This window comes from Massilia sp. BKSP1R2A-1, assembly GCF_050586525.1.
Classification (GTDB): Bacteria; Pseudomonadota; Gammaproteobacteria; order Burkholderiales; family Burkholderiaceae_D; genus Telluria.
On the sequence record NZ_JBOBRE010000011.1, the window covers coordinates 74,089 to 100,251 of the forward strand.

Annotated in this window: 24 protein-coding genes; 7 read left to right on the plus strand and 17 right to left on the minus strand. The window is 65.1% G+C overall.

The genetic code is table 11. The features are described from left to right. Positions 1-8: 8 nt before the first annotated feature. On the minus strand, positions 9-446 hold the full coding sequence (locus ACQ7JA_RS17245) for an HIT family protein (RefSeq protein ID WP_430899937.1): 438 nt from the start codon (positions 444-446) through the stop codon (positions 9-11). After that, positions 443-4,450 carry a DUF3683 domain-containing protein gene (locus ACQ7JA_RS17250; protein ID WP_430899939.1) on the minus strand — a complete coding sequence of 1,336 codons (4,008 nt, stop codon included), beginning with the start codon at positions 4,448-4,450 and terminating at the stop codon, positions 443-445. Before ACQ7JA_RS17250 ends, ACQ7JA_RS17245 begins: the two co-directional genes overlap by 4 nt. 276 nt (positions 4,451-4,726) lie before the next feature. Here ACQ7JA_RS17250 and ACQ7JA_RS17255 point away from each other — a divergent pair, with 276 nt between their 5' ends. Further along, positions 4,727-5,269 carry a DinB family protein gene (locus ACQ7JA_RS17255; RefSeq protein ID WP_430899941.1) on the plus strand — a complete coding sequence of 181 codons (543 nt, stop codon included), beginning with the start codon at positions 4,727-4,729 and terminating at the stop codon, positions 5,267-5,269. Here the strand turns inward: ACQ7JA_RS17255 and ACQ7JA_RS17260 are convergent. The 3 genes from ACQ7JA_RS17260 to ACQ7JA_RS17270 all read right to left on the minus strand — a co-directional run bounded on the left by ACQ7JA_RS17260 (position 5,226) and on the right by ACQ7JA_RS17270 (position 7,280). After that, positions 5,226-5,561, minus strand: coding sequence for a hypothetical protein (locus tag ACQ7JA_RS17260; RefSeq protein ID WP_430899943.1), 336 nt, complete (start codon positions 5,559-5,561; stop codon positions 5,226-5,228). The two genes, ACQ7JA_RS17255 and ACQ7JA_RS17260, sit on opposite strands and share 44 nt — an antisense overlap. A 581-nt stretch (positions 5,562-6,142) precedes the next feature. After that, the gene (locus ACQ7JA_RS17265; RefSeq protein ID WP_430899945.1) at positions 6,143-6,745 is read right to left on the minus strand and encodes a transglutaminase-like domain-containing protein; all 603 of its coding nucleotides are present in this window, start codon (positions 6,743-6,745) and stop codon (positions 6,143-6,145) included. A 31-nt stretch (positions 6,746-6,776) separates the two neighbouring features. Further along, positions 6,777-7,280 carry a YqaA family protein gene (locus tag ACQ7JA_RS17270; protein ID WP_258830201.1) on the minus strand — a complete coding sequence of 168 codons (504 nt, stop codon included), beginning with the start codon at positions 7,278-7,280 and terminating at the stop codon, positions 6,777-6,779. A gap of 201 nt (positions 7,281-7,481) precedes the next feature. On the opposite strand from ACQ7JA_RS17270, the gene ilvA reads away from it, so the two are divergent. From ilvA to rapZ, 5 genes are all read left to right on the plus strand, one after another. Further along, on the plus strand, positions 7,482-9,020 hold the full coding sequence (gene ilvA, locus ACQ7JA_RS17275) for a threonine ammonia-lyase, biosynthetic (protein WP_430899947.1): 1,539 nt from the start codon (positions 7,482-7,484) through the stop codon (positions 9,018-9,020). Positions 9,021-9,195: 175 nt separating this feature from the next. After that, positions 9,196-10,029, plus strand: a complete 834-nt coding sequence (gene queF / locus ACQ7JA_RS17280) for an NADPH-dependent 7-cyano-7-deazaguanine reductase QueF (protein WP_430899949.1) — start codon at positions 9,196-9,198, stop codon at positions 10,027-10,029. A gap of 337 nt (positions 10,030-10,366) precedes the next feature. Then, complete coding sequence (locus tag ACQ7JA_RS17285; RefSeq protein WP_258830198.1) at positions 10,367-10,849, plus strand: PTS sugar transporter subunit IIA; 483 nt, start codon at positions 10,367-10,369, stop codon at positions 10,847-10,849. A 52-nt stretch (positions 10,850-10,901) separates the two neighbouring features. After that, a complete protein-coding gene (hprK, locus tag ACQ7JA_RS17290; RefSeq protein WP_258830225.1) occupies positions 10,902-11,837 on the plus strand; it encodes an HPr(Ser) kinase/phosphatase in 936 nt (311 codons plus the stop codon). A gap of 25 nt (positions 11,838-11,862) precedes the next feature. Continuing rightward, entirely contained in the window at positions 11,863-12,741 is an 879-nt protein-coding gene (rapZ, locus tag ACQ7JA_RS17295) for an RNase adapter RapZ (protein WP_430899952.1), read from the plus strand. A gap of 108 nt (positions 12,742-12,849) precedes the next feature. On the opposite strand, the gene ACQ7JA_RS17300 is transcribed toward rapZ, so the two are convergent. The 8 genes from ACQ7JA_RS17300 to ACQ7JA_RS17335 all read right to left on the minus strand — a co-directional run bounded on the left by ACQ7JA_RS17300 (position 12,850) and on the right by ACQ7JA_RS17335 (position 19,492). Next, complete coding sequence (locus ACQ7JA_RS17300) at positions 12,850-13,932, minus strand: enoyl-CoA hydratase/isomerase family protein (RefSeq protein WP_430899954.1); 1,083 nt, start codon at positions 13,930-13,932, stop codon at positions 12,850-12,852. 129 nt (positions 13,933-14,061) lie between these two features. Then, complete coding sequence (gene hpf, locus ACQ7JA_RS17305) at positions 14,062-14,418, minus strand: ribosome hibernation-promoting factor, HPF/YfiA family (protein WP_430899956.1); 357 nt, start codon at positions 14,416-14,418, stop codon at positions 14,062-14,064. Positions 14,419-14,475: 57 nt separating this feature from the next. Then, on the minus strand, positions 14,476-15,948 hold the full coding sequence (locus tag ACQ7JA_RS17310; RefSeq protein WP_430899958.1) for an RNA polymerase factor sigma-54: 1,473 nt from the start codon (positions 15,946-15,948) through the stop codon (positions 14,476-14,478). After that, the gene (gene lptB / locus ACQ7JA_RS17315; protein WP_430899960.1) at positions 15,948-16,724 is read right to left on the minus strand and encodes an LPS export ABC transporter ATP-binding protein; all 777 of its coding nucleotides are present in this window, start codon (positions 16,722-16,724) and stop codon (positions 15,948-15,950) included. The genes ACQ7JA_RS17310 and lptB overlap by 1 nt, the downstream gene beginning before the upstream one ends. Further along, complete coding sequence (gene lptA / locus ACQ7JA_RS17320; RefSeq protein WP_430899962.1) at positions 16,721-17,275, minus strand: lipopolysaccharide transport periplasmic protein LptA; 555 nt, start codon at positions 17,273-17,275, stop codon at positions 16,721-16,723. The genes lptB and lptA overlap by 4 nt, the downstream gene beginning before the upstream one ends. 42 nt (positions 17,276-17,317) lie before the next feature. Next, positions 17,318-17,923, minus strand: coding sequence for an LPS export ABC transporter periplasmic protein LptC (gene lptC, locus ACQ7JA_RS17325; protein ID WP_430899964.1), 606 nt, complete (start codon positions 17,921-17,923; stop codon positions 17,318-17,320). 16 nt (positions 17,924-17,939) lie between these two features. Continuing rightward, a complete protein-coding gene (locus tag ACQ7JA_RS17330; RefSeq protein ID WP_430899966.1) occupies positions 17,940-18,470 on the minus strand; it encodes a KdsC family phosphatase in 531 nt (176 codons plus the stop codon). Then, positions 18,470-19,492: a KpsF/GutQ family sugar-phosphate isomerase gene (locus ACQ7JA_RS17335; RefSeq protein WP_430899968.1), complete on the minus strand. Its 1,023-nt coding sequence runs from the start codon at positions 19,490-19,492 to the stop codon at positions 18,470-18,472. The genes ACQ7JA_RS17330 and ACQ7JA_RS17335 overlap by 1 nt, the downstream gene beginning before the upstream one ends. Positions 19,493-19,571: 79 nt before the next feature. Between ACQ7JA_RS17335 and ACQ7JA_RS17340 the strand changes: the two genes are divergently transcribed. Further along, positions 19,572-21,551, plus strand: a complete 1,980-nt coding sequence (locus tag ACQ7JA_RS17340; RefSeq protein ID WP_430899970.1) for a cation:proton antiporter — start codon at positions 19,572-19,574, stop codon at positions 21,549-21,551. A gap of 127 nt (positions 21,552-21,678) precedes the next feature. Here the strand turns inward: ACQ7JA_RS17340 and ACQ7JA_RS17345 are convergent, their stop codons facing one another. The 4 genes from ACQ7JA_RS17345 to ychF form a co-directional block, all read right to left on the minus strand. After that, entirely contained in the window at positions 21,679-22,797 is a 1,119-nt protein-coding gene (locus tag ACQ7JA_RS17345) for a DUF484 family protein (RefSeq protein WP_430899972.1), read from the minus strand. A 132-nt stretch (positions 22,798-22,929) separates the two neighbouring features. Then, complete coding sequence (locus ACQ7JA_RS17350; RefSeq protein ID WP_430899974.1) at positions 22,930-23,775, minus strand: MOSC domain-containing protein; 846 nt, start codon at positions 23,773-23,775, stop codon at positions 22,930-22,932. Positions 23,776-23,830: 55 nt separating this feature from the next. Then, a complete protein-coding gene (gene bla / locus ACQ7JA_RS17355) occupies positions 23,831-24,733 on the minus strand; it encodes a subclass B3 metallo-beta-lactamase (RefSeq protein ID WP_430899976.1) in 903 nt (300 codons plus the stop codon). A gap of 156 nt (positions 24,734-24,889) precedes the next feature. Beyond that, positions 24,890-25,981, minus strand: coding sequence for a redox-regulated ATPase YchF (gene ychF, locus ACQ7JA_RS17360; RefSeq protein WP_430899978.1), 1,092 nt, complete (start codon positions 25,979-25,981; stop codon positions 24,890-24,892). Positions 25,982-26,163: the final 182 nt, after the last annotated feature.

Sequence of the window (26,163 nt, forward strand, 5' to 3'; positions counted from 1 at the left end):
TGCTCCTCTTATTGGTTGAAACGCTTGGCGATGGCTTCTTGCAGCGCCGGCAGCAGCGCACGGCGCTCGGCCAGCGTGGCTGCGTCAGTCTGGCGCGCGGCCTGGGCCCACACCGGCGCCGGGAAATGCGCATCGTCCGCATAGCGCGGAATCACGTGCCAGTGCAGGTGCGGCACCACGTTGCCGAGGCTGGCCACATTGACCTTCAGCGGACGCATGACGTCGCGCACCGCCAACTCGACCTGGTAGACGGCCTCGTTGATCAGCAGGCGGTCTTCACGCGACAGGTCGCTCATCTCGCGCACGTGGTCGCGGAGAATCACGCGGCAGAAGCCCGGATAGGCCGCATCGTCCACGAGGATGACCGAGAATTTATCCCCCTGCCAGGCGACCGGCACGCTCAGTTCGCACAGCTCGCAGCCGGGCTGCCTCAAAGGCGCCGTCATACCAGCACCCTTTCGATGCCGCCGTTGTTGGCGCGCGCGACGTAGTCCGGCAACCAGTTCTCGCCCAGCAGGTGGCGCGCCATCTCGACCACGATGTAGTCGGCGGTGGTGCCGGAGTCATGGTTGTAGCGCGACAGGCCCTGCAGGCAGGACGGGCAGCTGGTCAGGATCTTGACCTCGCCCTTGAAGCCGTCCTCGCGCAGCTTGTCGGCGCCCTTCTCCATCTCGCCCTGCTTGCGCGAGCGGACCTGGGTCGCGATGTCCGGGCGGCTCACGGCGAAGGTGCCGGATTCGCCGCAGCAGCGGTCGTTCTTCTCGATCTTCACGTTGTCCACGGTGGAGACCAGCGCGTTCACGGTCTTGATCGAATCCTGCAGCTTCATCGGGGTGTGGCAAGGGTCGTGGTACATGTAGCGGGTGCCGGTGACGCCTTCCAGCTTGACGCCCTTCTCCATCAGGTATTCGTGGATGTCGATGAGGCGGCAGCCCGGGAAGATCTTGTCGAACTCGTAGTTCGCCAGCGAGTCGTAGCAGGTGCCGCACGACACCACGACCGTCTTGATGTCGAGGTAGTTCAGCGTGTTGGCCATGCGGTGGAACAGCACGCGGTTGTCCGTCACCATCTTGTCGGCCTTGTCGTACTGGCCGGCGCCGCGCTGGGGATAGCCGCAGCACAGGTAGCCCGGCGGCAGCACGGTCTGCACGCCCACTTCCCACAGCATCGCCTGGGTCGCCAGGCCCACCTGCGAGAACAGGCGCTCCGAACCGCAGCCCGGGAAGTAGAACACGGCCTCGGTGTCGGCATTGGTCGCCTTCGGATTGCGGATGATCGGGATGACCTTGTCGTCCTCGATGTCGAGCAGGGCGCGCGCCGTCTTCTTCGGCAGGTTGCCAGGCATCTTCTTGTTGATGAAGTGGATCACCTGCTCGCGCACGGGCGCCTTGCCGGTGGTCGGAGGCGGGGCTTCGACCTGCGGCTTGGCCAGGCCGCGCAGCATCTGGTTGCCCAGGCGCTGGGCTTTGTAACCCCAGTCGACCATCACCTTGCGGGTGGCGTTGATGGTGGTCGGGTCGGTCGCGTTCAGGAAGAACATGGCCGCGCGGTTGGCCGGCTTGAAGCTGCGCTTGTCCATCTTGCGCAGCAGGTTACGCATATTCATCGAGACATCGCCGAAGTCGATGTTGACCGGGCACGGCGTCACGCACTTGTGGCACACGGTGCAGTGGTCGGAGACGTCCTCGAACTCTTCCCAGTGCCGGATCGAGACGCCGCGGCGGGTCTGCTCCTCATACAGGAAGGCTTCGATCAGGGCCGAGGTCGAGAGAATCTTGTCGCGTGGGGAGTACAGCAGGTTCGACTGCGGCACGTGGGTGGTGCAGACCGGCTTGCACTTCCCGCAGCGCAGGCAGTCCTTGATGCTGTTGGCGATCTCGCCGATGTCGCTCTGCTGCATGATGAGCGATTCGTGGCCCATCAGGCCGAAGGACGGCGTGTAGGCGTTGCGCAGGTCGGCCGACACGGCCGTCGTGTTGAGCAGCTTGCCCTTGTTGAAGCGGCCTTCCGGGTCGACGCGGTTTTTATACTCGCGGAATTCGCGGATCTCTTCGTCCGTCAGGAATTCCAGCTTGGTGATGCCGATGCCGTGTTCGCCCGAGATCACGCCGTCCAGGCTTCTGGCCAGCTTCATGATGCGCTCGACGGCCTTGTGGGCGTCCTGCAGCATCGCGTAGTCGTCCGAGTTCACCGGCAGGTTGGTGTGCACGTTGCCGTCGCCTGCGTGCATGTGCAGGGCGACGAAAACGCGCGAACGCAGCACGCGCTTGTGGATCGCCGTGCACTCGTCGAGGATGCATTTATAGGCGGCGCCGTTGAAGATCTGGCGCAGCGGGGCGCGCAGCTCCTGCTTCCAGGAGGCGCGGATGGTGTGGTCCTGCACCACGTCGAACAGCAGCGCATCCGGCTGCGTACCGATGCGTCCGTCGAGCGTCTGGGACAGTCCGTCCAGGCCCAGCTCATCGAGCTTGCTGCGCACGTCGCGCAGCGGTGCGTCCAGGTTGGCCAGGATGAAGCTCCAGCGCGCCTGCACCAGCTCCACCAGCGCCACCGCCTGTTGCGGACGGTCGCCCAGGATCTCGGCGCGGTCGACGGTGTCGCCGGTGGCGTCGTCGCTCTTCTCGATCGGCAGGTGCTCGTTCGACAGGTACTCGTGCAGGGCTTCGGCCAGCTGCAGCTTGTTCTTGATCGACAGCTCGACGTTGATGCGCTCGATGCCGTCGGTGTACTCACCCATGCGGTTCAGGGGAATCACCACGTCTTCATTGATCTTGAAGGCGTTGGTGTGGCGCGCGATCGCCGCGGTGCGGGCGCGATCCAGCCAGAATTTCTTGCGTGCCTCAGCGCTGACGGCGACAAAGCCTTCGCCCACGCGGGTGTTCGCCAGGCGCACCACTTCCGAGGCCGCGATCGCCACCGCGTTCTCGTCGTCGCCGACGATGTCGCCGAACAGCGCCATCTTGGGCAGCACGCCGCGCTTGGACTTCGTCGCGTAGCCGACCGCGCGCAGGTAGCGCTCGTCCAGGTGTTCCAGGCCCGCCAGGCGCAGGGTCGCGAAGGCCGGATCGCCGTTCTTCGGCAGGCTGTCGAGGTAGTCCTTGATCTCGACGATCGACGGGATCGCATCGCGCGCCTGGCCGAAGAATTCCAGCGCCACGGTGCGGGTGAACTTCGGCATCTTGTGCAGGATCCAGCGCGCCGACGTGATCAGACCGTCGGTGCCTTCCTTCTGGATCCCCGGCAGGCCGGCCAGGAATTTGTCGGTGACGTCCTTGCCCAGGCCTTCCTTGCGGAAGCGCCGGCCTTCGATGGCCAGCGTCTCGGTGCGGAAGGGCTCGGCCCTGGCCGCCCCGCGCAGGGTCGGATGCGTCCATTCCAGCTTGAAGGTGGCGACCGGCGCGTCGTGGATCTTGGACAGGTTGTGGTCCATGCGCGTGACTTCCAGCCAGTCGCCGTTCGGGTCGACCATGCGCCAGGACGCCAGGTTGTCGAGCGCCGTGCCCCACAGGACGGCCTTCTTGCCGCCCGCGTTCATGGCGATGTTCCCGCCGATGCAGGAAGCGTGCGCCGAGGTCGGATCGACCGCGAACACGAAGCCGGCTTTCTCGGCCGCCTGCGAGACGCGCTGGGTGACCACGCCGGCATAGGTGTGGATGGTCGCGTACTCGCGGTCCACGCCGGGCAGGCGTTGCAGCTCGACCTCGCCGATGCCGATCAGTTTTTCGGTGTTGATCACGGCCGACATCGGCGTGAGCGGAATCGCGCCGCCCGTGTAGCCGGTACCGCCGCCGCGCGGGATGATGGTCAGGCCCAGTTCGATGCAGCCCTTCACCAGGCCGGCCATCTCTTCTTCGCTGTCGGGCAGCAGGACCAGGAAGGGGTATTCGACGCGCCAGTCGGTGGCATCGGTCACGTGCGAGACGCGGTGCATGCCGTCGAAGCGGATGTTGCGCTTGTCGGTATAGGCGCCGAGCACCTGCTTCGCGCGCTTGCGCAGGTCGTAGGTTTCGCGGAACTCGCGCGCGAAATCGTCGACCGCCTTGCGCGCCGCCCCCAAGAGCTGCTCGACGGCGGCGCTGCGCGCGCTTGCCGCCTGCGGGTCGCCTTCTTCCGCGTCCACGGTGGTGCGGCGCTTGTCGACTTCGCCCAGGCGGTGATGCAGAGCGTCGATCAGCTTCTGGCGGCGCTTCGGGTTATCCAGCAGGTCGTCCTGCAGGTAGGGATTGCGGCGCACCACCCAGATATCGCCCAGCACCTCGTACAGCATGCGCGCCGATCGGCCGGTCTGGCGGGCGCCGCGCAATTCGTCCAGCAGGCGCCACGAGGATTCGCCCAGCAGGCGGATCACGATTTCGCGGTCCGAGAAGGAGGTGTAGTTATAGGGGATCTCGCGCAGGCGTGCAGGAGCATTGTCGGCGAGCAGGGTATGGATGTGTGCGGGCGCGTTCATGGATGCAGGGCGTCGTTCAGACGTGTCCGAAGGAGGTTCATTCTAGCTTATTGCGCTGCACCACGCTGGGGAGGGGAAGGAATACTACAGAGGCCGGCACAAGAAAATTCCGAAACAGCCTCAGGAATGCAAATTTCGTTTGCACAAAGGGGCTATCATGCATCATTCGTTTGCACGCGTGGCGATAATGGCATATTGCATAAGGAAAGGTGATCTTTCGGCGGTTGTGCGCGATGCTCACGGTTGACGCCCATCTCGACAAGGAAAGGAATCCACGTGCCCAGCTGTGAAGACATCGCCCTGCTCGCGCAGTACAGCGAGACCATGAACCGCAAGATGTACGATGCGGCGGCCACGCTGTCGGCCGAGGAAGTAAGCGCAGACCGCGGCGCCTTCTTCGGCTCCCTGCTCGGTACCATGAACCACCTGCTGGCCGGCGATACGATCTGGCTGACGCGCTTCGCCCAGCATCCCTCCGCTTTCCGCGCCCTGGCGTCGTTGCGCGGAGCGCCGCTGCCCACCAGCCTGCGGCACTCCTTCGGCGACAGCCTGGCGGAGCTGCGCGTGCACCGCGAGCGCCTCGACGGTCTGATCGTCGCCTTTGCAAGCGAGCTGCGGCCGGCCGACCTGGACCAGACCTTCAGCTACCGGACCATGAGCGGCCAGGTCTTCCACAAGCATTTCGGCAGCGTGCTGCTGCACTTCTTCAACCACCAGACCCATCACCGCGGCCAGGCCAGCACCCTCCTGATGCAGGCGGGCGTGGACATCGGCGTCACCGACCTGCTGGTGTGGATTCCGGATTCGGCGCCTGCTTGAGCAGGCCGTCCAGCCTTGCGGTAGCAGCCGCATTCATCTGCACCGAGCGCAGGCAGTCGACGACTTCCGCGCGCACGGGCTCGCGGGTCGTCACGTTGCAGGTGTGCGCGAGCTCGACGAGGAAGTTGCGTTCGCTTGCCGGCATGGTCTCGATGTTCGGCCAGACGGCGCCGAGCTGGCTCATGGTCGATGCCGAATGCCGGCCAAGCATGAACTTGGCGCCGAGGACGCCGAAGACCGCGAGCAGGACGAGGGCGAGCAGGAGGGAGAGGATACTTGGTGGCTTGTTCATAGGCCCGCATGATACGCCACGCCGGCCTCAATCGCGCGCCGTACGCCACTCCTGCGGCTTGGCCGGTTCCTCGTGCGCGGGGCAGTTGGTCAGGCGGGTCCAGCCGTGCATCTGGATCATCTCGACATTGGTCGTGGGCGCGCTGGGTGATGCAGTACGTGCCCCGGCCCGTGATGACGCGCGTGCGGCGCGCACCGTCGCCGGTATTGTTCACCAGCTCCTCGACCTTGGGCGCCTCCCACACGCGGGGCCTGGCCATGGCATGAGCATGCTCCATGCCCTGCCGCAGCCGGATCTGCGGGCTATCGGGCGGCGCCACGATGAGCGGGCGGCTTTCCTTGCGCTGCGCCGCGCGTTTTCCACGATGGACTCGACGGCGGACGCCGGCGCTTCGGACGCCTGCGCGGCTTCCCTGGTCATGGGCGCCGGCGCCGTTTCAACGGCTGCCGGAGCGGATGGCGCCGGCCGTCCGCCCCGAGCTGTCGTGGCTGGAAGCTGCAAAAAGGCGTCGGGACGCGAAGTCAGGCTGGCCATGACGATGCAACATGGCCAAGCCTTCCACCCGCTTGTTGAGGTTTTCCTTAAGCCTCGCTATCCGGCAGCCCGGCCAGCACCTCTTCGAAGGAGGCGCTGCGCGTCAGGACCTCGACCACGACCGGCAGCGGCTCGACCCAGATGCCCGGCAGGTCGGCCTCGCCCGGATCGTCTCCCAGGCTGAAGGCCAGGGCTTCGCGCGGAGGATCGAATTGCGCATCCACGCCGGGCTTGTTGCCGCGCGGGTCGATCCGGTACCAGCCGATATCGTCCAGCCAGACCGCATTCAGCCCGTGCAGGCAATACGGAGCGCGCGGGTCGCCGGTCGCCAGGCGCTGGTAGCACAGGCCGGCCGGGATGCCGTTGGCGCGCAGCAGGGCCGCCAGCAGGTGGCTCTTGGCGTAGCAGAAGCCGACCCCGTTGCGCAGCACGCTCGAGGCGCTACAGGTGACGGGGCCGCGCCGCACGTCGGCGCTGTGCGCGATCTCGTCGCGCACGAACTCGAAGCAGGCCCGCGCGATGTCCTGCCGGCTGCCGCCGCGCGCCGCCAGCCGGTGTGCGGTGGCGCGCACCTCGGGGTAGCCGAAGTCGATGTGGCGGCTGGCGCCGAGGTAGTCCCGCGGGTCCGGGTGAAGTCCTGCATTGTCCATGCGCTGATTCTACATGCAGGCCAGGCGGGAATCAGCCGATGAGGCGCTCGAAGAAATCGCCGACCGTCTTCCAGAAGCCGTTCGGGATGTAGAGCAGCACCGCCGTCATCGTCACATAGCGCAGGAACTTCCCGATCGCCATGTACATCACACTGGGCCAGAACGGCAGGTGCAGCCAGCCGGCCAGGGTGCACAGGGGGTCGCCCACGCCCGGCACCCAGGACAGCAGCATGGTCTTGGCGCCGTATTTCTTGAGCCAGCCGAACCAGCGGCTCTGGCGCTCCTTGGCAAAGGCCACCTTGGCGCGGTAGCCGATGAAGTAGTCGACCGCGCCGCCCAGGGTGTTGCCCAGCGTGCCCACAAAAACGGCCGGCCAGAACATGGCCGGATTGGCCTTCACCACGGCGAACACCGCCGGCTCCGAGCCGAGCGGCAGCAGGGTGGCGGAGATGAAGCTGATGATGAAAATCGAGGTCAGCCCGATGCTCGGTGCGGCAAGGACGTCCAGCAACCAGGTGACGGCGGATTCGATCATTGAAGGGATGGGCTTGAGCGATTGCGATAATGGTCCATTATAATGAGGATCACTTTACGTAACGACACGATACGTTGGGCCTGCCATCCAGCCCGCCGCATCGCTACTTGAGCGCCCCGGCCACCCCCTGAGCGGAACAGTTTGCGTCGTCCGGACCCCGCCGGCCCACCCCCGCCGGCATTGCACACCCGATTGCCGACCATGACCACCGATTATCTCAAGAGAATCCTGACCGCCCGCGTCTACGACGTCGCCGAAGAAACCCCGCTCGACTACGCCCCGACGCTGTCGAACCGCCTGGGCAACCGCATCTACTTCAAGCGCGAAGACATGCAGAGCGTGTTCAGCTTCAAGCTGCGCGGCGCCTACAACAAGATGGCAAACCTCACGCCCGAAAGCCTGAAGCGCGGCGTGATCTGCGCCTCGGCCGGCAACCATGCGCAGGGCGTGGCCCTGTCGGCCGCACGCCTGGGCTGCCGCGCCCTGATCGTGATGCCGACCACCACGCCACAGGTGAAGATCGACGCCGTGAAGGCGCGCGGCGGCGCCAGCGTGGAAGTCGTCCTGCACGGCGACTCCTATACCGACGCCTACAACCACGCCCTGCTGCTGGAAAAGGAGCAGCGCCTGACTTTTGTCCACCCCTTCGACGATCCGGACGTGATCGCCGGCCAGGGCACCATCGGCATGGAGATCCTGCGCCAGCATTCCGGCCCGATCCACGCGATTTTCGTGGCCATCGGCGGCGGCGGCCTGGTGGCCGGCGTGGGCGCTTATGTCAAGGCGGTGCGCCCGGACATCAAGATCATCGGCGTGCAGACCCTGGATTCGGATGCGATGGCGAAAAGCCTGAAGGCCGGCGAGCGCGTCACGCTCACCGACGTCGGCCTGTTCTCGGACGGCACCGCGGTGCGCCTGGTGGGCGAAGAGACCTTCCGCGTGGCGAAGGAAGTAGTCGACGAGATCATCATCGTCGACACCGACGCCATCTGCGCCGCGATCCAGGACGTGTTCCAGGACACCCGCAGCATCCTCGAGCCGGCCGGCGCGCTGGCGGTGGCCGGCGCCAAGGCCTATGTCGAGCGCGCGCAGATGTCGCGCAATCCGGTCAAGAACGAGACCCTGGTGGCGGTTGCCTGCGGCGCCAACATGAACTTCGACCGGCTGCGCTTCGTCGCCGAACGCGCGGAGCTGGGCGAATCGCGCGAAGCGGTGTTCGCGGTGACGATCCCCGAGCAGCGCGGCAGCTTCCGGCGCTTCTGCGCCCTCGTCGGACCGCGCAACGTCACCGAGTTCAACTACCGCATCAGCGATTCGCGCGAGGCGCACATTTTTGTTGGCGTGCAGGTGGGCAGCCGCGGCGAGTCGGGCCTGCTGGCCCGCACCTTCGAGGAACACGATTTCCGCACCCTGGATCTCACCCACGACGAACTGGCCAAGCTCCACATCCGCCACCTGGTCGGCGGAAAAAGCGCGCTGGCCCAGGACGAATTGCTGTATCGTTTCGAGTTTCCCGAACGGCCGGGCGCGCTCATGCGCTTCCTCGACAGCATGGCGCCGAACTGGAACATCTCGTTGTTCCACTACCGGAACCAGGGCGGCGACGTGGGACGCATCCTCGTCGGGCTGCAGGTGCCGGCGGCGGAGATGGATGAGTTCAGGCAGTCGCTGGCGAAGCTGGGGTATCGGTATTGGGATGAGAGTGCCAATCCGGTGTACAAGCTGTTCCTGGGCGCATAGAAATCAGCCGATTGTTTCTGCGGCCTTTGCACGTCGCTCCGGGACTAGGCGTCCCCCTTGGCCGGAGCCCAATTCTCGTACCGCAGTGTTATCCCCACCAGCGGTACGCACCGTTTATTTGAACGCGCGGACGGCGAAGCCGTCCACCCTACGCCACAAGCGTCCTTTGTTTGCTATGAATACTCCTGATCAATCGCCACTCGGCAAAACCTCCGCCTACCAGAGCCAGTACGCCCCCGAGCTCCTGTTCCCGATTCCCCGCCTGCAAAAGCGCGAAGAGATCGGCCTGGGCGCGGGCGTCACCCTTCCCTTCTTCGGGGTCGACATCTGGAACGCCTACGAGCTGTCCTGGCTGAACATGCGCGGCAAGCCGCAGGTGGCGATCGCCACCATCACGGCGCCCGCCGATTCGCCGAACATCGTCGAATCGAAGTCCTTCAAGCTCTACCTGAATTCCTTCAACCAGACCAGGCTTGCCGGCACCGATGCCTTGGGCGAACTGCTGCGCCAGGACCTGTCCGCCGCCTTCGGCGCCCCGGTGCACGTGACGATCACGACGCCGGACGCCTTCGGCAGCCTGCAAATGGGCGAGCTCGACGGTACGCTGCTGGACCGCCTCGACGTCGAGATCGACCAGTACGTTCCTTCGCCCGAGCTCCTGAAGGCGAATACCGAAGAAGCCCCGGTCGAGGAAACCCTGGTCTCGCACCTGCTGAAGTCGAACTGCCTGGTCACCGGCCAGCCGGACTGGGGCACCGTGCAGATCCGCTACGTCGGCCCGCAGATCGACCAGGAAGGCCTGCTGAAATACCTGATCGGCTTCCGCGAGCACAACGAGTTCCACGAGCAATGCGTCGAGCGTATCTTCATGGACGTGCTGCGCCAGTGCAAACCGACCAAGCTGGCCGTCTACGCCCGCTATACCCGTCGCGGCGGCCTGGACATCAATCCCTGGCGCGCCAACTTCAGCACCGGCAAGCCGGGCAACCTGCGCACCGCGCGCCAGTAGTCGAACGCTGTGCGCTGTACTTTTTCAGCCACAGTTCGACACCGGCTGATTTAACTAAATGGCAAGTAAACGCGCTGCTCAAATTTGGGGCAAAATGCGTCTAAAAGTCGGCCCGGAGCGCTCGGCACGCCCGTTTGCGGACCTTTCTCCGTAATTTCGTATAGGAAATTGCGTATCGTGATGAAAGGGCTGTTGTATCAAAACCATACGGTTTCGCCGAGTTGCCCTCATCTGCTTTACTGTACACCCGTACAGATGCGAAATCGAATGCCGCGCCCTGGAAACAGGCCTATAATTCCGCCTCGCAAGCAGCTACCCTGTGCCACGCACACTAGTCATGACGAACCTTAGCAAAATCCTCTCACTCGAAAACGTGCAGCTGGACCTGGAAGTCTCCAGCAAGAAGCGCGCCTTCGAGCAGGCTGGTCTGATCTTCGAGAACAATTGCGGCATCGCTCGTTCGACCGTGTCGGACAATCTGTTCGCCCGCGAACGCCTCGGCTCCACCGGCCTGGGTCACGGCGTCGCCGTGCCGCACGGACGGATCAAGGGCTCGAAAAGCCTGAAGTCGCCGCTGGCCGCCTTCGTGCGCCTGCGCGAGCCGATTCCTTTCGAGTCGCCGGACGGCCAGCCGGTCAGCCTGCTGTTCTTCCTCCTGATCCCGGACCACGTCACCCAGCAGCACCTCGAGATCCTGTCGGAGATCGCCGAGCTGTTCTCGGACGAAGCGGTGCGCACGGCCCTGGCGACCGACCCGGACCCGAAATCCGTCTACGAGCGCATCATCAACTGGCAACCCAGCCTCCAGGCCTTGGGCTGAGCTATACTGAGCTGTCCTCACGGCAATCTGCCGAGCTCATATCACTATGCCCATGCTGCAAACCCCGCTGACGATCCAACGGCTGTACGACGACAACCGTGACAGCCTGCAACTCGGCTGGTTCGCGGGTTTCCCCGGCGGCGAACGCCAGATCGCGGGCGATGCCGCCTCGGCCGCCGACCAGGTCGGCCACCTGAACCTGATCCACCCGGGCCGCATCCAGGTCTTCGGGCACCAGGAACTGAATTACTACCACCGCCTGAAATCGAGCTCGCGTTCCCACGTGATCGGCGAGCTGGTCGGCGGCGGCCCGCCGGCGCTGATCATCGCCCAGGGCCTGGAAACCCCGCCCGACATCCTCGCCATTTGCGACGAGCAGAACATTCCCCTGTTCTCGACCCCGCTGCCGGCGGCGCAGGTGATCGACTTCCTGCGCGTGTATCTCTCCAAGAAGCTGGCGCAGCGCGTCATCATGCACGGCGTCTTCATGGACGTGCTGGGCGTGGGCGTGCTGATCACCGGCGACTCGGGCCTCGGTAAAAGCGAGCTGGGCCTGGAACTGATCTCGCGCTCGCACGGCCTGGTGGCCGACGACGCCGTCGAATTCTCGCGCATCGCCCCGAACATGATCGAGGGCCGTTGCCCGCCGCTGCTGCAGAACCTGCTGGAAGTGCGCGGCCTGGGCCTCCTGGACATCAAGGCGATTTTTGGCGAGACCGCGGTGCGCCGCAAGATGCGCCTCAAGCTGATCGTCCACCTGGTCAAGCGCGGCGCCCTCGACGAAGAGGTCGAACGCCTGCCCTTCCACTTCCCGACCGAGGACGTGCTGGGCCTGCCGATCCGCAAGGTTGTGATCCCCGTCGCGGCCGGCCGCAACATCGCGGTGCTGCTGGAAGCGGCCGTGCGCAACACCATCCTGCAGCTGCGCGGCATCGACACGCTGCAGGAATTCATGGAGCGGCAACGTCAAGCGATGAGCGGTGACTAACCCCCATTTGGGGTATCATCGCGCCATGCACATCGTCCTCATTACCGGCATTTCCGGCTCGGGCAAATCGGTTGCCCTCAACGTCCTGGAAGACGCAGGCTACTACTGCGTCGACAACCTCCCGCCGGCCCTGCTGCCGGCCCTGGTCTACGCGGTCAACGAAAAAGGCACCGACAAGATCGCCGTCGCGGTCGATGCGCGCAGCGCCGAATCGCTGGTGGAGCTGCCGGTCAGCGTGCGCCACCTGAAGGAAGAAGGCCACAACGTCAAGGTCATGTTCCTGACCTCGAGCACGCACTCGCTGGTGGCGCGCTTCTCGGAGACCCGCCGCAGCCACCCGCTGTCGCACGAGCTGCGCCCCGGCGAGAATCCCGCTTCACGCCGCACCCTGATCGAATGCATCGCCGAGGAACGCGAACGCCTGTCGGCGATCGAGAACCTGGGCCACGTGATCGACACCTCCGAACTCTCGGCCAACAAGCTGCGCGCCTGGATCAAGGAACTGGCCGACGTCGAGCACGCGCCGCTGACCCTGTTCTTCGAATCCTTCGCCTTCAAGGTGGGCGTGCCGCTGGATGCGGACTTCGTGTTCGACGTGCGCGCGATCCCGAACCCGTATTACGACCTGGCCCTGCGCCCGCTGACCGGCCGTGACCAGCCGGTGATCGACTTCCTCGACGCGCAGCCGAGCGCGGCGGACATGCTGGGGGATATCAAGGCGTTTGTCGCCAAGTGGCTGCCTTCGTTCAAGACGGACAACCGCAGCTATTTGACGGTGGCGGTGGGGTGTACGGGTGGGCAGCATCGGTCAGTGTACATGGCCGAGCGCTTGGGGGCTTACTTCAGTTCGACCGAACGGGTGATCGTGCGCCACCGCGAGCAGCCAAAGCACGCAGGCCATTGATCTGTAGGGTGGTCGGCTCTGCCGACCGCGCGTTCAACCAAGCCATGAATAGACGCGCCGCCTCAATTCAGCCATGAGTTGAACGCGCGGACGGCGAAGCCGTTCACCCTACAGATGGCGCAGCGGGTGAGCGTACTCAGGCCACACCGGCTCGAAGAAGCGCGCCACCATTTCCGGCGTTACCTCCTCCAGCGTCACCGGATTCCACTTCGGCTGATTGTCCTTGTCGATCACCAGCGCCCGCACGCCCTCCAGCACCTCGCCGTGCTCGAAATTGCGGCGCACCAGGTTACGCTCCATGCGCAGGCAGTCCGCCACATCGAGCGACGCACCACGCTGCAAGAGTTCGCGCGTCACGCACATCATCAGGGGCGAGCGCTGGCGCATCGCCTTCAGCGCCTTCTGCGCAAACGGATTCTCGTCGCGCGCCAGCGACGCCATGATGGCCGCCACCGAGGCCGCGCCGAAGTGCGCATCGATCACGCCGCGCTGCGCCTGCAGCTCGCTGGCGCCCGCCTGGGCCGCGAACTGCGCCGCATAGGTGCGGATCGCCTGCGGCAGCTGCGCCCCCGGCGTGGTCTCGATCAGCGCATTCAGCTCGCCCAGCTTCTCGCCAGGCACGAACACGTCGGCTAGTCCCACGTAGAGCGCATCGGCCGCGCCGATCGTCAACCCGGTCAGGCCCAGGTACTGCCCCAGCTGTCCCGGCGCATGCGAGAGGAAATGGCTGCCGCCCACGTCCGGGAACAGGCCGATGTTCACTTCCGGCATCGCCATCTTGGTGCGGTCGGTGACGATGCGCAGGCCGCAGCCTGGCCCGCCCTGGGCGATGCCCATGCCGCCGCCCATTACCACGCCGTCCATCACCGCGATATACGGTTTCGGATAGAAGTGGATCAGGTGATTGAGCGCGTATTCCTCGGTGAAGAAATCTTCCAGCAGCGCGCTGCCGCCCGTCGGCGCCACACGGCCGACGTCGTGGAAGAAGCGGATGTCGCCGCCTGCGCACAGGGCCTTCTCGCTGCTGCTGGTGATGACGACGGCGTCGATGCCGGCATCGGCCTGCCATTCCAGCAGGATCGCGGTGATGGCGCGCACCATGTCGAGCGACAGCGAGTTCAGGGCTTTCGGGCGGTCGAGCGTGATGACGCCGGTGCGGTTGGCGACGCGGGTCAGGACGTAATCGGTCATGGCAGCTTCTGTGGTCGAAAAATGATGCATTCTACCGAAGGCTGCCAGCAAATTCCTATCTTTACAATGCAAAAAGGGCGTCCCCTTAGACGCCCTTGCGGTGTTGCCGCGGAATGTGCGCGGCTGTGTTTACGCTGCTGCCGTGGTTTCGTCGATATCCGGCATGCGCTTGTGCGCGACGTGGTTATGGTCTTGCAGCATGGATTTGTGTTTTAAAACCTGCCTGTCCAGTCTGTCCATCAGCGTGTCGATCGCGGCGTACAGGTCTTGTGCGGCGCTGGCGACGTGGAGTTTCTTTCCCGATACCGATAAGTTGATTTCGGCTTTCTGCCTTTTTTCTTTTTCGGTGAGATTGTCGATCGCGAGGAACACGTGGGTATCGATCACGTGGTCGAAATGGCGGGTGATGCGCTCGAGCTTATTCTGAACGTATTCACGGATGGCGGGGGTGACTTCGAGATGGTGACCGCTGATTGTGAGGTTCATACACACTCCTTGGGAAGGTGCCCTGCCCGCGCCACAAGGTGAGTGTGGGCAGGTGCTTTACAGGGATTTGCGGAGGCTGACGGGCGGAATCTTGAGCGCTTCGCGGTACTTGGCGACCGTCCTGCGCGCAATGACCATACCTTGTTCCCCGAGCATCTCCGCGATCTTGCTGTCGGATAATGGGTTCCTAGGGTCTTCTGCTCCTGTCAATTGCGCGATGAGCGCGCGGATCGCCGTCGAGGAGGCTTCTCCCCCCGCTTCGGTGGCGACATGGCTTCCGAAGAAGTACTTCAGCTCAAACATGCCGTGCGGGGTCAGCATGTATTTCTGCGTGGTTACACGGGAGATTGTGCTCTCGTGTAGGCCTAGTGTATCAGCTATCTCACGCAAAACAAGAGGGCGCATGGCAACGGCGCCGTGACTGAAAAAGTTACGCTGGCGCTCCACAATTGCCTCGGCAACACGCAGGATCGTGTCGAAGCGCTGGCGCATATTCTTGATGAGCCACTTGGCTTCCTGCAACTGCGCGCCCATCTGGCTTTCGCTTTTTCCCTGCTTGAGCAGGTTGGCGTACAGGGAGTTCACGCGCAGCTTCGGCATCACGTCCGGGTTCAGCGAAACCGACCAGCCGTGCTTGGCGCGGCGGACGATCACGTCCGGCACCACGTAGTCCGACACGTTCGAGGCGAAGGCCGCGCCGGGATGCGGATTGCACTGGCGGACCACGGCCTGCACTTCGCGCAGGTCTTCGTCGTCGCAGTCGAGCGCCTTCTTCAGCTTGGTGTATTCGCGCTGGGCGAACCAGCTCAGGTAACCCTCGACGATTTTCAGGGCCAGGCGCCGCGTGACGAGCGGCACGCCCGGCATGCGGCGGATCTGGAGCGCCAGGCATTCGGCCGCGCTGCGCGCGCCCACGCCGACCGGGTCGAGGCTCTGGATCAGGGCCAGCGCGCAGCGCAGCTCGTCCATGTCGATCTCGAGTTCCTCGGGCAGGCGCGCGTGGATCTCGTCGAGCGGTTCTTCCAGGTAGCCGTTGTCGTCCAGGGCGTCGATCACCAGCTCGGCCAGGGCGCGGTCGCGCGCGCTGCAGCCGGTCAGGCGGATCTGCTCCGCCAGGTGTTCGCGCAGGGTGGTGCCGTCGGCTTCCAGTTGCGGGCGTCCGTCCTCGTCGTCGCCGCTGCGTGCGCCGCCGCCCTCGCCGCCCCAGTCGCTGTCGGCGTCGCCGCGCTCGCCCTGCTCGCCATCCTCATGTCCCTCGCCCTCGGCCTTGGCGCCGCCTTCTTCCTGGGCGGGCTGCGCGCTCGGCGCCTCGCCATTGGCAGGCGCCGTGTTGATGGCGCCGTCGGCCAGCAGGCGCACCGAGCGGTCGAGTGGATCGTCGAGACGCTCGAGCAGCGGATTGTCGTGCAGGATCTGCTCGATCTCCTGGTGCAGTTCGAGCGTGGACAGCTGCAGCAGGCGGATCGACTGCTGCAGCTGCGGCGTCAGCGCAAGGTGCTGCGAGGTGCGGAGCTGCAGGGACTGTTTCATTACATCCTGAAGTGTTCGCCGAGGTAGACGCGTCGCACGGATTCGTCGGCGATGATGTCGTCGGGACGGCCGGAAGCCAGCACGGCGCCCTGGTTGATGATGTAGGCGCGGTCGCAGATGCCGAGCGTCTCGCGCACGTTGTGGTCGGTGATCAGCACGCCGATGTTGCGCTCCTTCAGGAAGCGCACGATGCGCTGGATCTCGATCACCGCGATCGGGTCCACGCCCGCGAACGGTTCGTCGAGCAGCACGAAGCGCGGGTTGGTGGCCAGCGCGCGCGCGATCTCCACGCGGCGGCGCTCGCCGCCCGACAGCGACAGCGCCGGGTTCTCGCGCAGCTTTTCGATCTGCAGCTCGGCCAGCAGGGTGTCGAGGCGCTCGTTGATCTCGTTCTTGCCCAGGGCCTTGCCATTCTCGTCGCGCTGCAGTTCCAGCACGGCGCGGATGTTCTCTTCTACCGTGAGCTTCCGGAACACCGAGGCTTCCTGCGGCAGGTAGGACAGGCCCAGCACCGCGCGCCGGTGGATCGGCAGGCTCGTGATGTCGGTGCCGTTGATGTCGATCGAGCCGGCATCCGACGGCACCAGGCCGACGATCATGTAGAAGGACGTGGTCTTGCCGGCGCCGTTGGGGCCGAGCAGGCCGACCACCTCGCCGCAGTCGACCTGCAGCGAGACATCGCGCACCACCAGGCGCTTGCCGTAGCTCTTCTGCAGGCCCTTGACGACCAGGGTGCTGCAGCTGTCGCCGGCGGGTTTTTCCAGTACGGCGTTCATTGCTTGGCGCCCTCCGCCGGCGTCGTGCGGCGCGGCGCGATGATCAGGGTGCCGCGGCCGCCGCCGACCGTGCTCTTGCCGCTGGGGTCGTTGCGCACCTGGGCCACTTCACGGCGGTTGTCGTAGGAGATGAAGGGACCCTTGATCTCATTGGTCATGCGGCCGTTCTCCAGCTCGCGCACCTCGGCGGTGGTGAACAGCTTCACCAGCTCGGCGCGCTCGTCGTATTCGATGCGCTGGGCCTGGCCCTCGACCCACAGGTCGGGACCGCCGTCGCGCTTCTGGCGGAAGGTGGCGAGCTTGCCGTTGTTGGCGGTGAGCGTCACGCTCATATAGCCTTCCGGCGTTTCCTTCACCAGGGCGCGGTCCGACTTGAGCACCAGGGTGCCGCGGGTGAGCACGACGTTGCCGGTCAGGATGCGGGTCTGGGTGACTTCGTCGACGTCGAGCGTGTCGAAGTTGATCACGGCCTGCTTGAGCGAATCGGCGCGCTCCGCCGTGGCGGTGAGCGATGCCAGGGTGAGGAAAGTGGCAGCGAGTATTTTTTTCATGGTTTTGCTGGTCCTGTTGTAACGCGGCGCGGGCATTGAAAATCAGCGTTGCGCGCGCGGCGGATAGACGATCTGGCCGCGGCTGGCCAGGTGCAGCTTCTGGGTCGCGTTGTTCGCGACCATGCCGGTGCCGGTCACGGTGGCGGAGCCGAGCTGCATCTCGATCGGCTTGTCGGTCTTCATGATCTCTTCGTCGGGCAGCACCGTGAGCGCCTGGGTGCGCACGCGCAGCGCTTCGCTGGTCGGCGTGGCCGGACGCTGGATGTCGACGTTGCCGATCAGGTCGACGCGGTGTTCTTCATGGAAGATGCGGCCCTGCTTCGCCACCACCGTCATGCGCGGACGGCCCGGCGTCATGCCCTGCACCACCGGCGCATCGACCTCGGACACGTCGCCCAGCGGACGGTGCGTCAGGCGTTTGCCGGAAACGACATAGCTCGGCTTGCCGTCCTGCGTCATGCGCACGAAGGAGAAGTTCTCGACGATGTAGTCCGGCTCGCTGGACGGGCCGCCCAGGCGCGGGTCCTCGTCCTCGCCCTGCAAGACCTGCAGCAGCCAGAAGCTGCCGAAGGCGCAGAACACCCCGACCATCATGATGGTCAGGAGCTTCCAGCGGTGGGCGGTGCGTTTGTAGTTCGACGGAGCCATGCTCGTTCCTGGAAGGTCAGGCGAAGTACGGCGCCAGCGCCTGTTCGTAGTTGCCCTGGGCGCGCATGATCATGTCGCACACCTCGCGCACCGCCCCCTTGCCGCCCGCGTTGCGGGTGACGTAGTGGGCGCGGTACTGCACCTCGGGGTGGCCCGACGGCACGGTGATGGCGAAGCCCACGCGGGTGAACAGCGGCAGGTCGATCACGTCGTCGCCGATGTAGCCGCATTCCTCAGGCGTCACGCCTGTCGCTTGCAGCAGTTCGGCGAATCCGATGCGCTTGTCGTGGATGCCCTGGTAGACGTGCGAGATGCCGAGGTCGGCGGCGCGCTTGACCACGATCGGCGACTTGCGCGCGCTGATGATGGCGGTCTTGACGCCGGTCTTGTTCAGCAGCTGGATGCCGAGGCCGTCGAGCACGTTGAAGGTCTTGGTGACCTCGCCGTCCGGGCCATAGGTCAGGCTGCCGTCGGTGAGGATGCCGTCGACGTCGAAAATCATCACCTTCACGCGCGCGGCGCGCTGCATGTGTTCGAGCGGCGTCATCAGATCACCTTGGCGCGGGTCAGGTCGTGGATGTGCAGTGCGCCGACCAGGCGGTCATCGGCATCGACCACGAGCATCTGGTTGATGCGGAATTCTTCCATCACGGCGACGGCGTCGACCGCCAGCTGCTCCGGATGGACGCGGCGCGGGTTGGCGTGCATGACGTCGCGGATCAGGATGTTCGAGAAGTCGTGGTAGCGCTCGATCAGGCGGCGCAGGTCGCCGTCGGTGAACACGCCGATCGGACGGCGCTCGTCGTCGACGATGGCGGTCATGCCCATGCCCTTCTGGCTGACTTCCAGCAGCGCCTTGGCCAGCAGGGTGTCGGGGCCGACGGCGGGGATGGCGTCCCCGGTGCGCATCACGTCGCGCACGTGGGTCAGCAGGCGGCGGCCCAGCGCCCCGCCCGGGTGCGACAGGGCGAAGTCTTCCTCGCGAAAACCCCGCATGTCCAGCAGGGCCACGGCCAGGGCGTCGCCCATGGCGAGCGTCACGGTGGTGCTGGTGGTCGGGGCCAGGTTGAGCGGGCAGGCTTCCTTGTCCACCGCGATGTTCAGGTGGATTTCGGACAGCTTGGCCAGGCGCGAATGCGGCTTGCCGGTCATCGCGATCACGGGCGTGCCCATGCGCTTGATGGCCGGGAGGATCTCCAGCAGCTCGGACGATTCGCCCGAGTTCGAGATGGCGATGAAGACGTCCTTGGCGGTGACCATGCCGAGGTCGCCGTGCGCGGCTTCGCCCGGGTGTACGAACATGGCCGGGGTGCCGGTCGAGGCCAGCGTCGCGGCGATCTTGCGGCCGATGTGGCCGGATTTGCCCATGCCGGAGACGACTACGCGGCCCGTGCAGCCATACAGGAGGTCGACTGCGCGCACGAAATTGTCGTCGTCGCCGAGCCGTGCATGCAGCGCGCGGATCGCGTCCGCTTCGATGGCCAGGGTCTCGCGGCCCAGCTCGAGCACGCGCCGTGCCTGGCCCTCGTCAAAACTTTTCAGCATTATTTTTTCATGGGTTACACTCATGATGGCAGTATAGCCGAAACGCGTAAGCAAAAAACTTGCCAGTCGTAACAAACAACAACAACAACCAGTATTGGGGATAATGCATTCCGGACTTGAACTGACCCTGCTCCTGCTGGGCTGCGCCGTGCTCGGCGTGGTCGCCTTCCGGATGCTTCACCTGCCGCCGATGCTCGGCTACCTGGCCGTCGGCGTATTGATCGGCCCCCATGCGCTGGCGCTGGCCAACGACAGTCCCGCCACCCACGCGCTGGCCGAGTTCGGCGTCGTCTTCCTGATGTTTTCCATCGGGCTCGAATTCTCCCTGGCCCAGCTCAAATCGATGCGGCGCATCGTGTTCGGCCTCGGGCTCGCCCAGGTCGTATTGACGATCGTGGCGGCGATGGTGTTCGGGCTGTTCATTTCCTGGTGGGCGCCCGCGCTGCACGTGAGCTGGCAGGCGGCCTTCGCCCTGGGCGGGGCGCTGGCCATGTCCTCCACGGCCATCGTGGTCAAGATGCTGACCGAGCGGCTGGAACTCGAGAGCGAGCATGGCCGCCGCATCATCGGCATCCTGCTGTTCCAGGATCTGGCCGTGGTGCCGCTGCTGATCCTGATTCCCTCGCTGGCGCGGCCGGCCGAGGAACTGGTCGTCACGCTCGGCTGGGCGCTGGTGAAGGCGGCGTTTGTCCTGGCCCTGCTGCTGATCTTCGGGCAGAAGCTGATGCGCTTCTGGTTCACCGTCGTTGCCAAGCGCCGCTCGCAGGAGCTGTTCATGCTCAACCTGCTGCTCGTGACCCTGGGCCTGGCCTGGATCACCGAGCAGGCCGGCCTGTCGCTGGCCCTTGGCGCCTTTGTCGCCGGCATGCTGATCTCCGAGACCCAGTACAAGCACCAGGTGGAAGAAGACATCAAGCCCTTCCGCGACGTGCTGCTCGGGCTCTTCTTCATCACGGTCGGCATGCTGCTCAACCTGCAGCTGGTGCTGGAACAGTGGTGGGTGGTGCTGGCGCTGGTGATCTTCCCGGTGCTGCTGAAGTTCGCGATCATCGCCTTGCTCGCCAAGGCCTTCGGCTCGACGGACGGCGTGGCGATGCGCACGGGGCTCGCGCTGGCCCAGGCCGGCGAATTCGGCTTCGTGCTGCTGAACCTGGCCTCCGGCTCGAAGCTGATCGATCCCTTCCTGATCCAGCTCGTGCTGGCCTCGATGGTGCTGTCGATGCTGGTGGCGCCCTTCATGATCGCGAACATGGACAAGATCGTCATGAAGGTCGCGGCCAACGAGTGGATGATGCAGTCGCTGCAGCTGACCCAGCTCGCCAGCCGCACCATGAAGACCCAGAAGCACGTGATCATCGCGGGCTTCGGGCGCAGCGGCCAGAGCCTCGCCACTTTGCTGAGCGACGAAAAGCTGCCGTGGTATGCGCTCGACCTGGATCCGGAACGGGTGCAGGAAGCGCAGACGGCCGGCGCCAACGTGTCCTATGGCGACGCGGCCCGGCGCGAAAGCCTGATCGCGGCCGGCATCAACCGCGCCAGTGCGCTGGTGATCACCTTTGCCGATACGAGATTGGCGCTGAAGGTGCTGCACCTGGTGCACGAGCTGGCGCCCAACCTGGCCGTCATCGTGCGCAGCCATGACGACAGCGATCTCGATGTCCTGAAACAGGCGGGCGCCACCGAGGTGGTGCCGGAGGCGCTGGAGAGCAGCCTGATGCTGGCCTCCCACGCCCTGGTCACCATGGGCGTGCCGCTGCGGCGCGTGGTGCATCGGGTGCAGAGCGCGCGCGACGAGCGGTATGCCTCGCTGCGCGGCTACTTCCATGGCGCTGGGGATGTGTCGGACGACCTGGAGCACACCTATGTGCGGCTGCATTCGGTGACCCTGCGCGAGGGCGCGGCGGCGGTCGGCAAGCGGCTGGGGGAGCTGGGGCTGGAGGAAGTCGAGACCGAGGTGACGGCGGTGCGGAGGAATGGCAAGAGCCTGGAGGGGGATCCGGAGACGGTGCTCCTGGCGGGGGACGTGCTGGTCTTGCGAGGAGCCGGCGAGGCAGTCAGCCGCGCCGAGAGCCGGCTTGTGTAGGGTGGTCGGCTCTGCCGACCGCGCGTTCAACTACACGGCGATTTAACGCGCATCGGCCATACACACACTGTTTGAACGCGCGGTCGGCGAAGCCGACCACCCTACAAAACCGGAGCCGAATCGGCGTTTATGAAAGCGACACGACGCGGTTGCGCCCGGTGCTCTTGGCCCGATACAGCGCCGTATCCGCCTGCGCCACCAGATCCTGCGCCACACCCTCGATCGCATGATCGCGTTCGAAATCGTCCAGCGTCGCCACCCCGATCGACACCGTCACCGACACTGGCCCGCCATTGCCGACATCGACCGGCTGCGCCTCCACGCCGGCGCGGATCCGGTCCGCCACCGCGCTCGCGCTTTCCAGGTCCGCGTCGATCAGCAGCACCACGAATTCCTCGCCGCCGAAACGCGCCAGCGCATCCGAGATGCGCAGCTCGGCCTTGATGCGCTGGGCCACCTCGCGCAGCACCTCGTCGCCGGCCTGGTGGCCGACCGTGTCGTTGACCTGCTTGAAGTGGTCGATGTCGATGTACATGACCGAGATGCGGTAATCCTGGCGGCGCGCCCGTGCGATCTCTTCCACCAGGCGGCGGTCGATGTAGCGGCGGTTGTAGACGCCGGTGAGCGAATCGGTCAGGCCGATGAACTTCAGCATCTCGTTGCTGATCACGTTCTCGAGGCAGATCGCGATGATCGAGCCCATGTGCTCGATGAAGTCGGTGCCGAGGGCGGGCGTAAACCGGTTCGGGTCCGAGCTGCCCAGGTTCAGGCTGCCGATCAGGCGGGTATTGCGCAGCAGCGGCACCAGCGCCACGCTCTGCAGGCCCTCGGGCGGATGCGGGAACATCGCCTTGTGGCGCGACGGCGCATACGGCCCCAGCACCGGACGCGGGCGGCGGCCCTCGACGTGCGGGAAGCCGAGCTCGCTGGCATGCTCGCAGAAGCTCAGGTGGGGCAGCTCTTCATAGTCGACGCCCAGCTTGTGCATGACGGTGTAGATGTCCGCTTCCGGGTCGACCAGCGACAGGGTCACGATGTCGAGTTCGGAAATGACCGGCAGGGTCTGGAAAATCGTCGTCACCAGCTCCTGGAAGGTGCTCGCACCCACGATTTTCAGGTCGAATGCCTGGTGCCGGGTCATGATGGAATGGTTGCGTTCGGCCTGTTCGAGCAAGTACGCCATGCGGGAACGCAGGGTCTCGTTCTCCAACATCAGTTCTCGCGTTTGCGCGTCCGGCTCGTGCATTGAAAATTCCTTTCAGCAATAACCGTAACATTACGCCATCTTCCCGCCCTTGAAAACGAAAAACGCCCTCCGAGGGGCGATTTCGCGACACTGTGGCAGCCATGCGTCGCGCATGGCCTTGGCCACTCGTGGTTAAAAAGCCAAGGAAACTTCCAGATCCTGGCCAACGTGCAAGGTAGCGCCCTCGCCTTCGCTGACGATGGCGTTCATGCCCATGCAGACGGCGCCTTCCATGCGCGGGTTGGCGCGGTAGGTCTGGAGGATGTCGAGCGGGTCCGGTCCGGGAATGCCGGTGGCCTGGTCGATCGCGGGGATCGGGCAGCGCGCACAGGGCTTGACCGGGCGCAGCGCCAGGCCTTCGGCCGAGAACGATTCGATGTAGTCTTCCTCGAATGCTTCAAGACCGTCGACCACGAGGTTGGGGCGGAAGCGGTTCATCGGCAGCGGGTTGCGGCCGGCGATCTTCAGTTTCGCGTTCAGGTCGTCCAGCGAGGCCTGGCCGATCACCAGGATGGGGTAGCCGTCGGCGAAGCGGGTCTCGGCGGGGGCGCCGCCGGTCCACTTGGTGCTGGTGGGGCGGTGCACGTCCGGGCGGAAGCGCACCAGGCGGCAGGGGCCTTGAACTGCGTCGGAGAACCAGGCTGCGGCGGCGTCGCCGCAGTCGGCAGCAATCACGCTGTGGTCCCAGATCTGGACGGTCAAGTTGCTTGCTGCGGGGTCGTGCGCCAGCGGGAGGCGCAGCGGCGGCATGCCGGGGGCGGCCACCTCGATGGCGTCACCATCGATCCGCGACGTCACCAGCGCCATGCGCGGGTACTCGCGCTGGGTCAGGAACAGGCCTTCGCGGGTAACGAGCATCCACTCGCGGTCGTGCACGCCATTGGCCTGCAGACCGGAGATGCCGAACTGCGCCTCGGGCACGGAAATGCCGCCGCAGGACTTGATCGGGTAAATGACGAGTTCGGTAACGGTGGCCATGCTGTCGGGTCCGGAAGGCGAAGGCCGACAGTATGGCAGGGATTGCGGGGCTGCGTCAGCGCCCGGCTGCTTTCGCCTTCTCGTCGCGCTCGCGCTGCAGGCGCTCCTCGAACTTCTGCGCGGCGCCCGCGGCCAGCTTGCGGCAGCCTTCGGGGTCGATGAATGGGTTCGATTGGGCCGTCTTGGCGGCTGCCTTGCCGAAGGCATCGGTGGCCGAGGGATGGGCGGCGATCACGATGTCGCATTTCAGGGCGGCGACCTTGGCGATGCTGGCCTTGGCGCTGGCCGAACGGTCCGGGTAGCCGGGCCCCCCGGTATAGTAGAAGCCGTCGGTGGAGATCATGGTCAGGCTGTCGGCGTAGACCATGTTCAGGCATTTACCCCCTTCGCAGGATTGCCAGGTCCAGGTGATGCCGCCGGGCGTATGGCCGGGCGTCGTGTGGACGGTAAAGCGCAGCGGGCCGACGGACAGGGTTTCGCCGTCCTTTACTTCCTTCACCTGTGCCACCTTCGGGATGTAGGCGCGTTCCTTCGGGTCGTACTGCGGGTCGTCCGTCCCCGGCGTACCGTCGCGCAGCACCTGGGCGCCGTGGGCGGTGTGGACGACCGTGGCGCCACTCGCCTTCTGCAGGGCGGCGATGCCGCCCGCGTGGTCGAAGTGGGCGTGCGAATTCAGGATCAGTTTCACATCCTTCATCCTGAAGCCGAGCGCCTCGATGTTCTTCTGGATCAGGGGCGCCGACTGCGGCAGCGCGCCGTCGAGCAGGACGTGGCCCTGCGGGCTGGTGACCAGCACGGAGGATAGGCCCTCGGTGCCGACGTAATACGCGTTCCCGTAGATGTTGAAGGGCGCGACCGGTTTGTTCCATTCGGCGCAGGAACTGCAGTTGATCGCATCCTGGGCCAGCACATTGTTTGCCGCCAGCAGGAGGACGGCCGTGATCAGGATTTTTCTCATGATGTTCACTCGTCGGTTGTCAGGGAAAGACTTCAGCCGACGTAGTTGACCATGGCGGACGGGATCGTGAAACGCTTGTGGGATGAAGCGGCGTCAATATGGGACGAAATGGAAAGCCCCGCTCGATGGCGGGGCTTTCCTGGGAGTCCGAAACGATCAGACGTTGAACAGGAAGTTCAGCACATCGCCATCCTTGACGATGTACTCCTTGCCTTCCGCACGCATCTTGCCCGCCTCCTTGGCGCCCGCTTCACCCTTGTAGGCGATGTAGTCGTCGAAAGCAATGGTCTGCGCTCGGATGAAGCCGCGTTCGAAGTCGGTGTGGATCACGCCGGCCGCCTGCGGTGCGGTAGCGCCGACCTTCACGGTCCAGGCGCGCACTTCCTTCACGCCGGCGGTGAAGTAGGTCTGCAGGCCGAGCAGCGAGTAAGCGGCGCGGATCAAGCGGTCCAGGCCCGGCTCTTCCATGCCCATGTCGGCCAGGAAGTCTTTCTTGTCGGCGTCGTCCATCTCGGCGATTTCCGATTCGATCGCGGCACTGATTGCCACGATCGGCGCGTTCTGCTTCTTCGCGAATTCGGTCAGCTTGTCGAGCAGCGGGTTGTTGGTGAAGCCGGTATCGGACACGTTGGCCACGTACATCGCCGGCTTGGCCGTGATCAGGTGCAGTTCGCGGATCAGGGCCATCTCTTCGGCGTCCAGCCCCATCGTGCGGACCGGCTGGCCCTCGTTCAGGTGCGGCAGCATGCGCTCGCACATCGCCACCAGCTTGGCGGCATCCTTGTCGCCCGAACGCGCTTTCTTGTTCTCGCGGTGGATCGCCTTCTCGACGGCGCCCAGGTCGGCCAGCGCCAGCTCGGTCTGGATCACTTCGATGTCGTCGATCGGGCTGACCTTGCCGGAAACGTGCACGACGTTGTCGTCTTCGAAGCAGCGCACCACGTTGACGATGGCGTCGGTCTCGCGGATGTGGGACAGGAACTGGTTGCCCAGGCCCTCGCCTTTCGATGCGCCGGCCACCAGGCCCGCGATGTCGACGAACTCGACGATCGCAGGCACGATGCGCTCGGGCTTGACGATGTCAGCCAGTTGCTGCATGCGCGGATCGGGCACCTCGACGACGCCGACGTTCGGCTCGATGGTGCAGAACGGATAGTTCTCGGCCGGGATGCCGGCCTTGGTCAGGGCGTTGAACAGGGTGGACTTGCCGACGTTCGGCAAGCCGACGATGCCGCATTGGAGGCTCATGGGAACTCTTTCTCTCGTATAGATGCGGAGCGGAAGGAAGCCCGGCTCCAAAACCCCACATTGTAACCGCGGACGCCCCCGGCTGCCGAAAAAACCGGCGCAACACGGGCACGGCGTTGCAGTACGATCGTCAGGCTGGCCCAGTCCAGATGCCAGAATACTAAAGTGCAAGTATTCGTTAC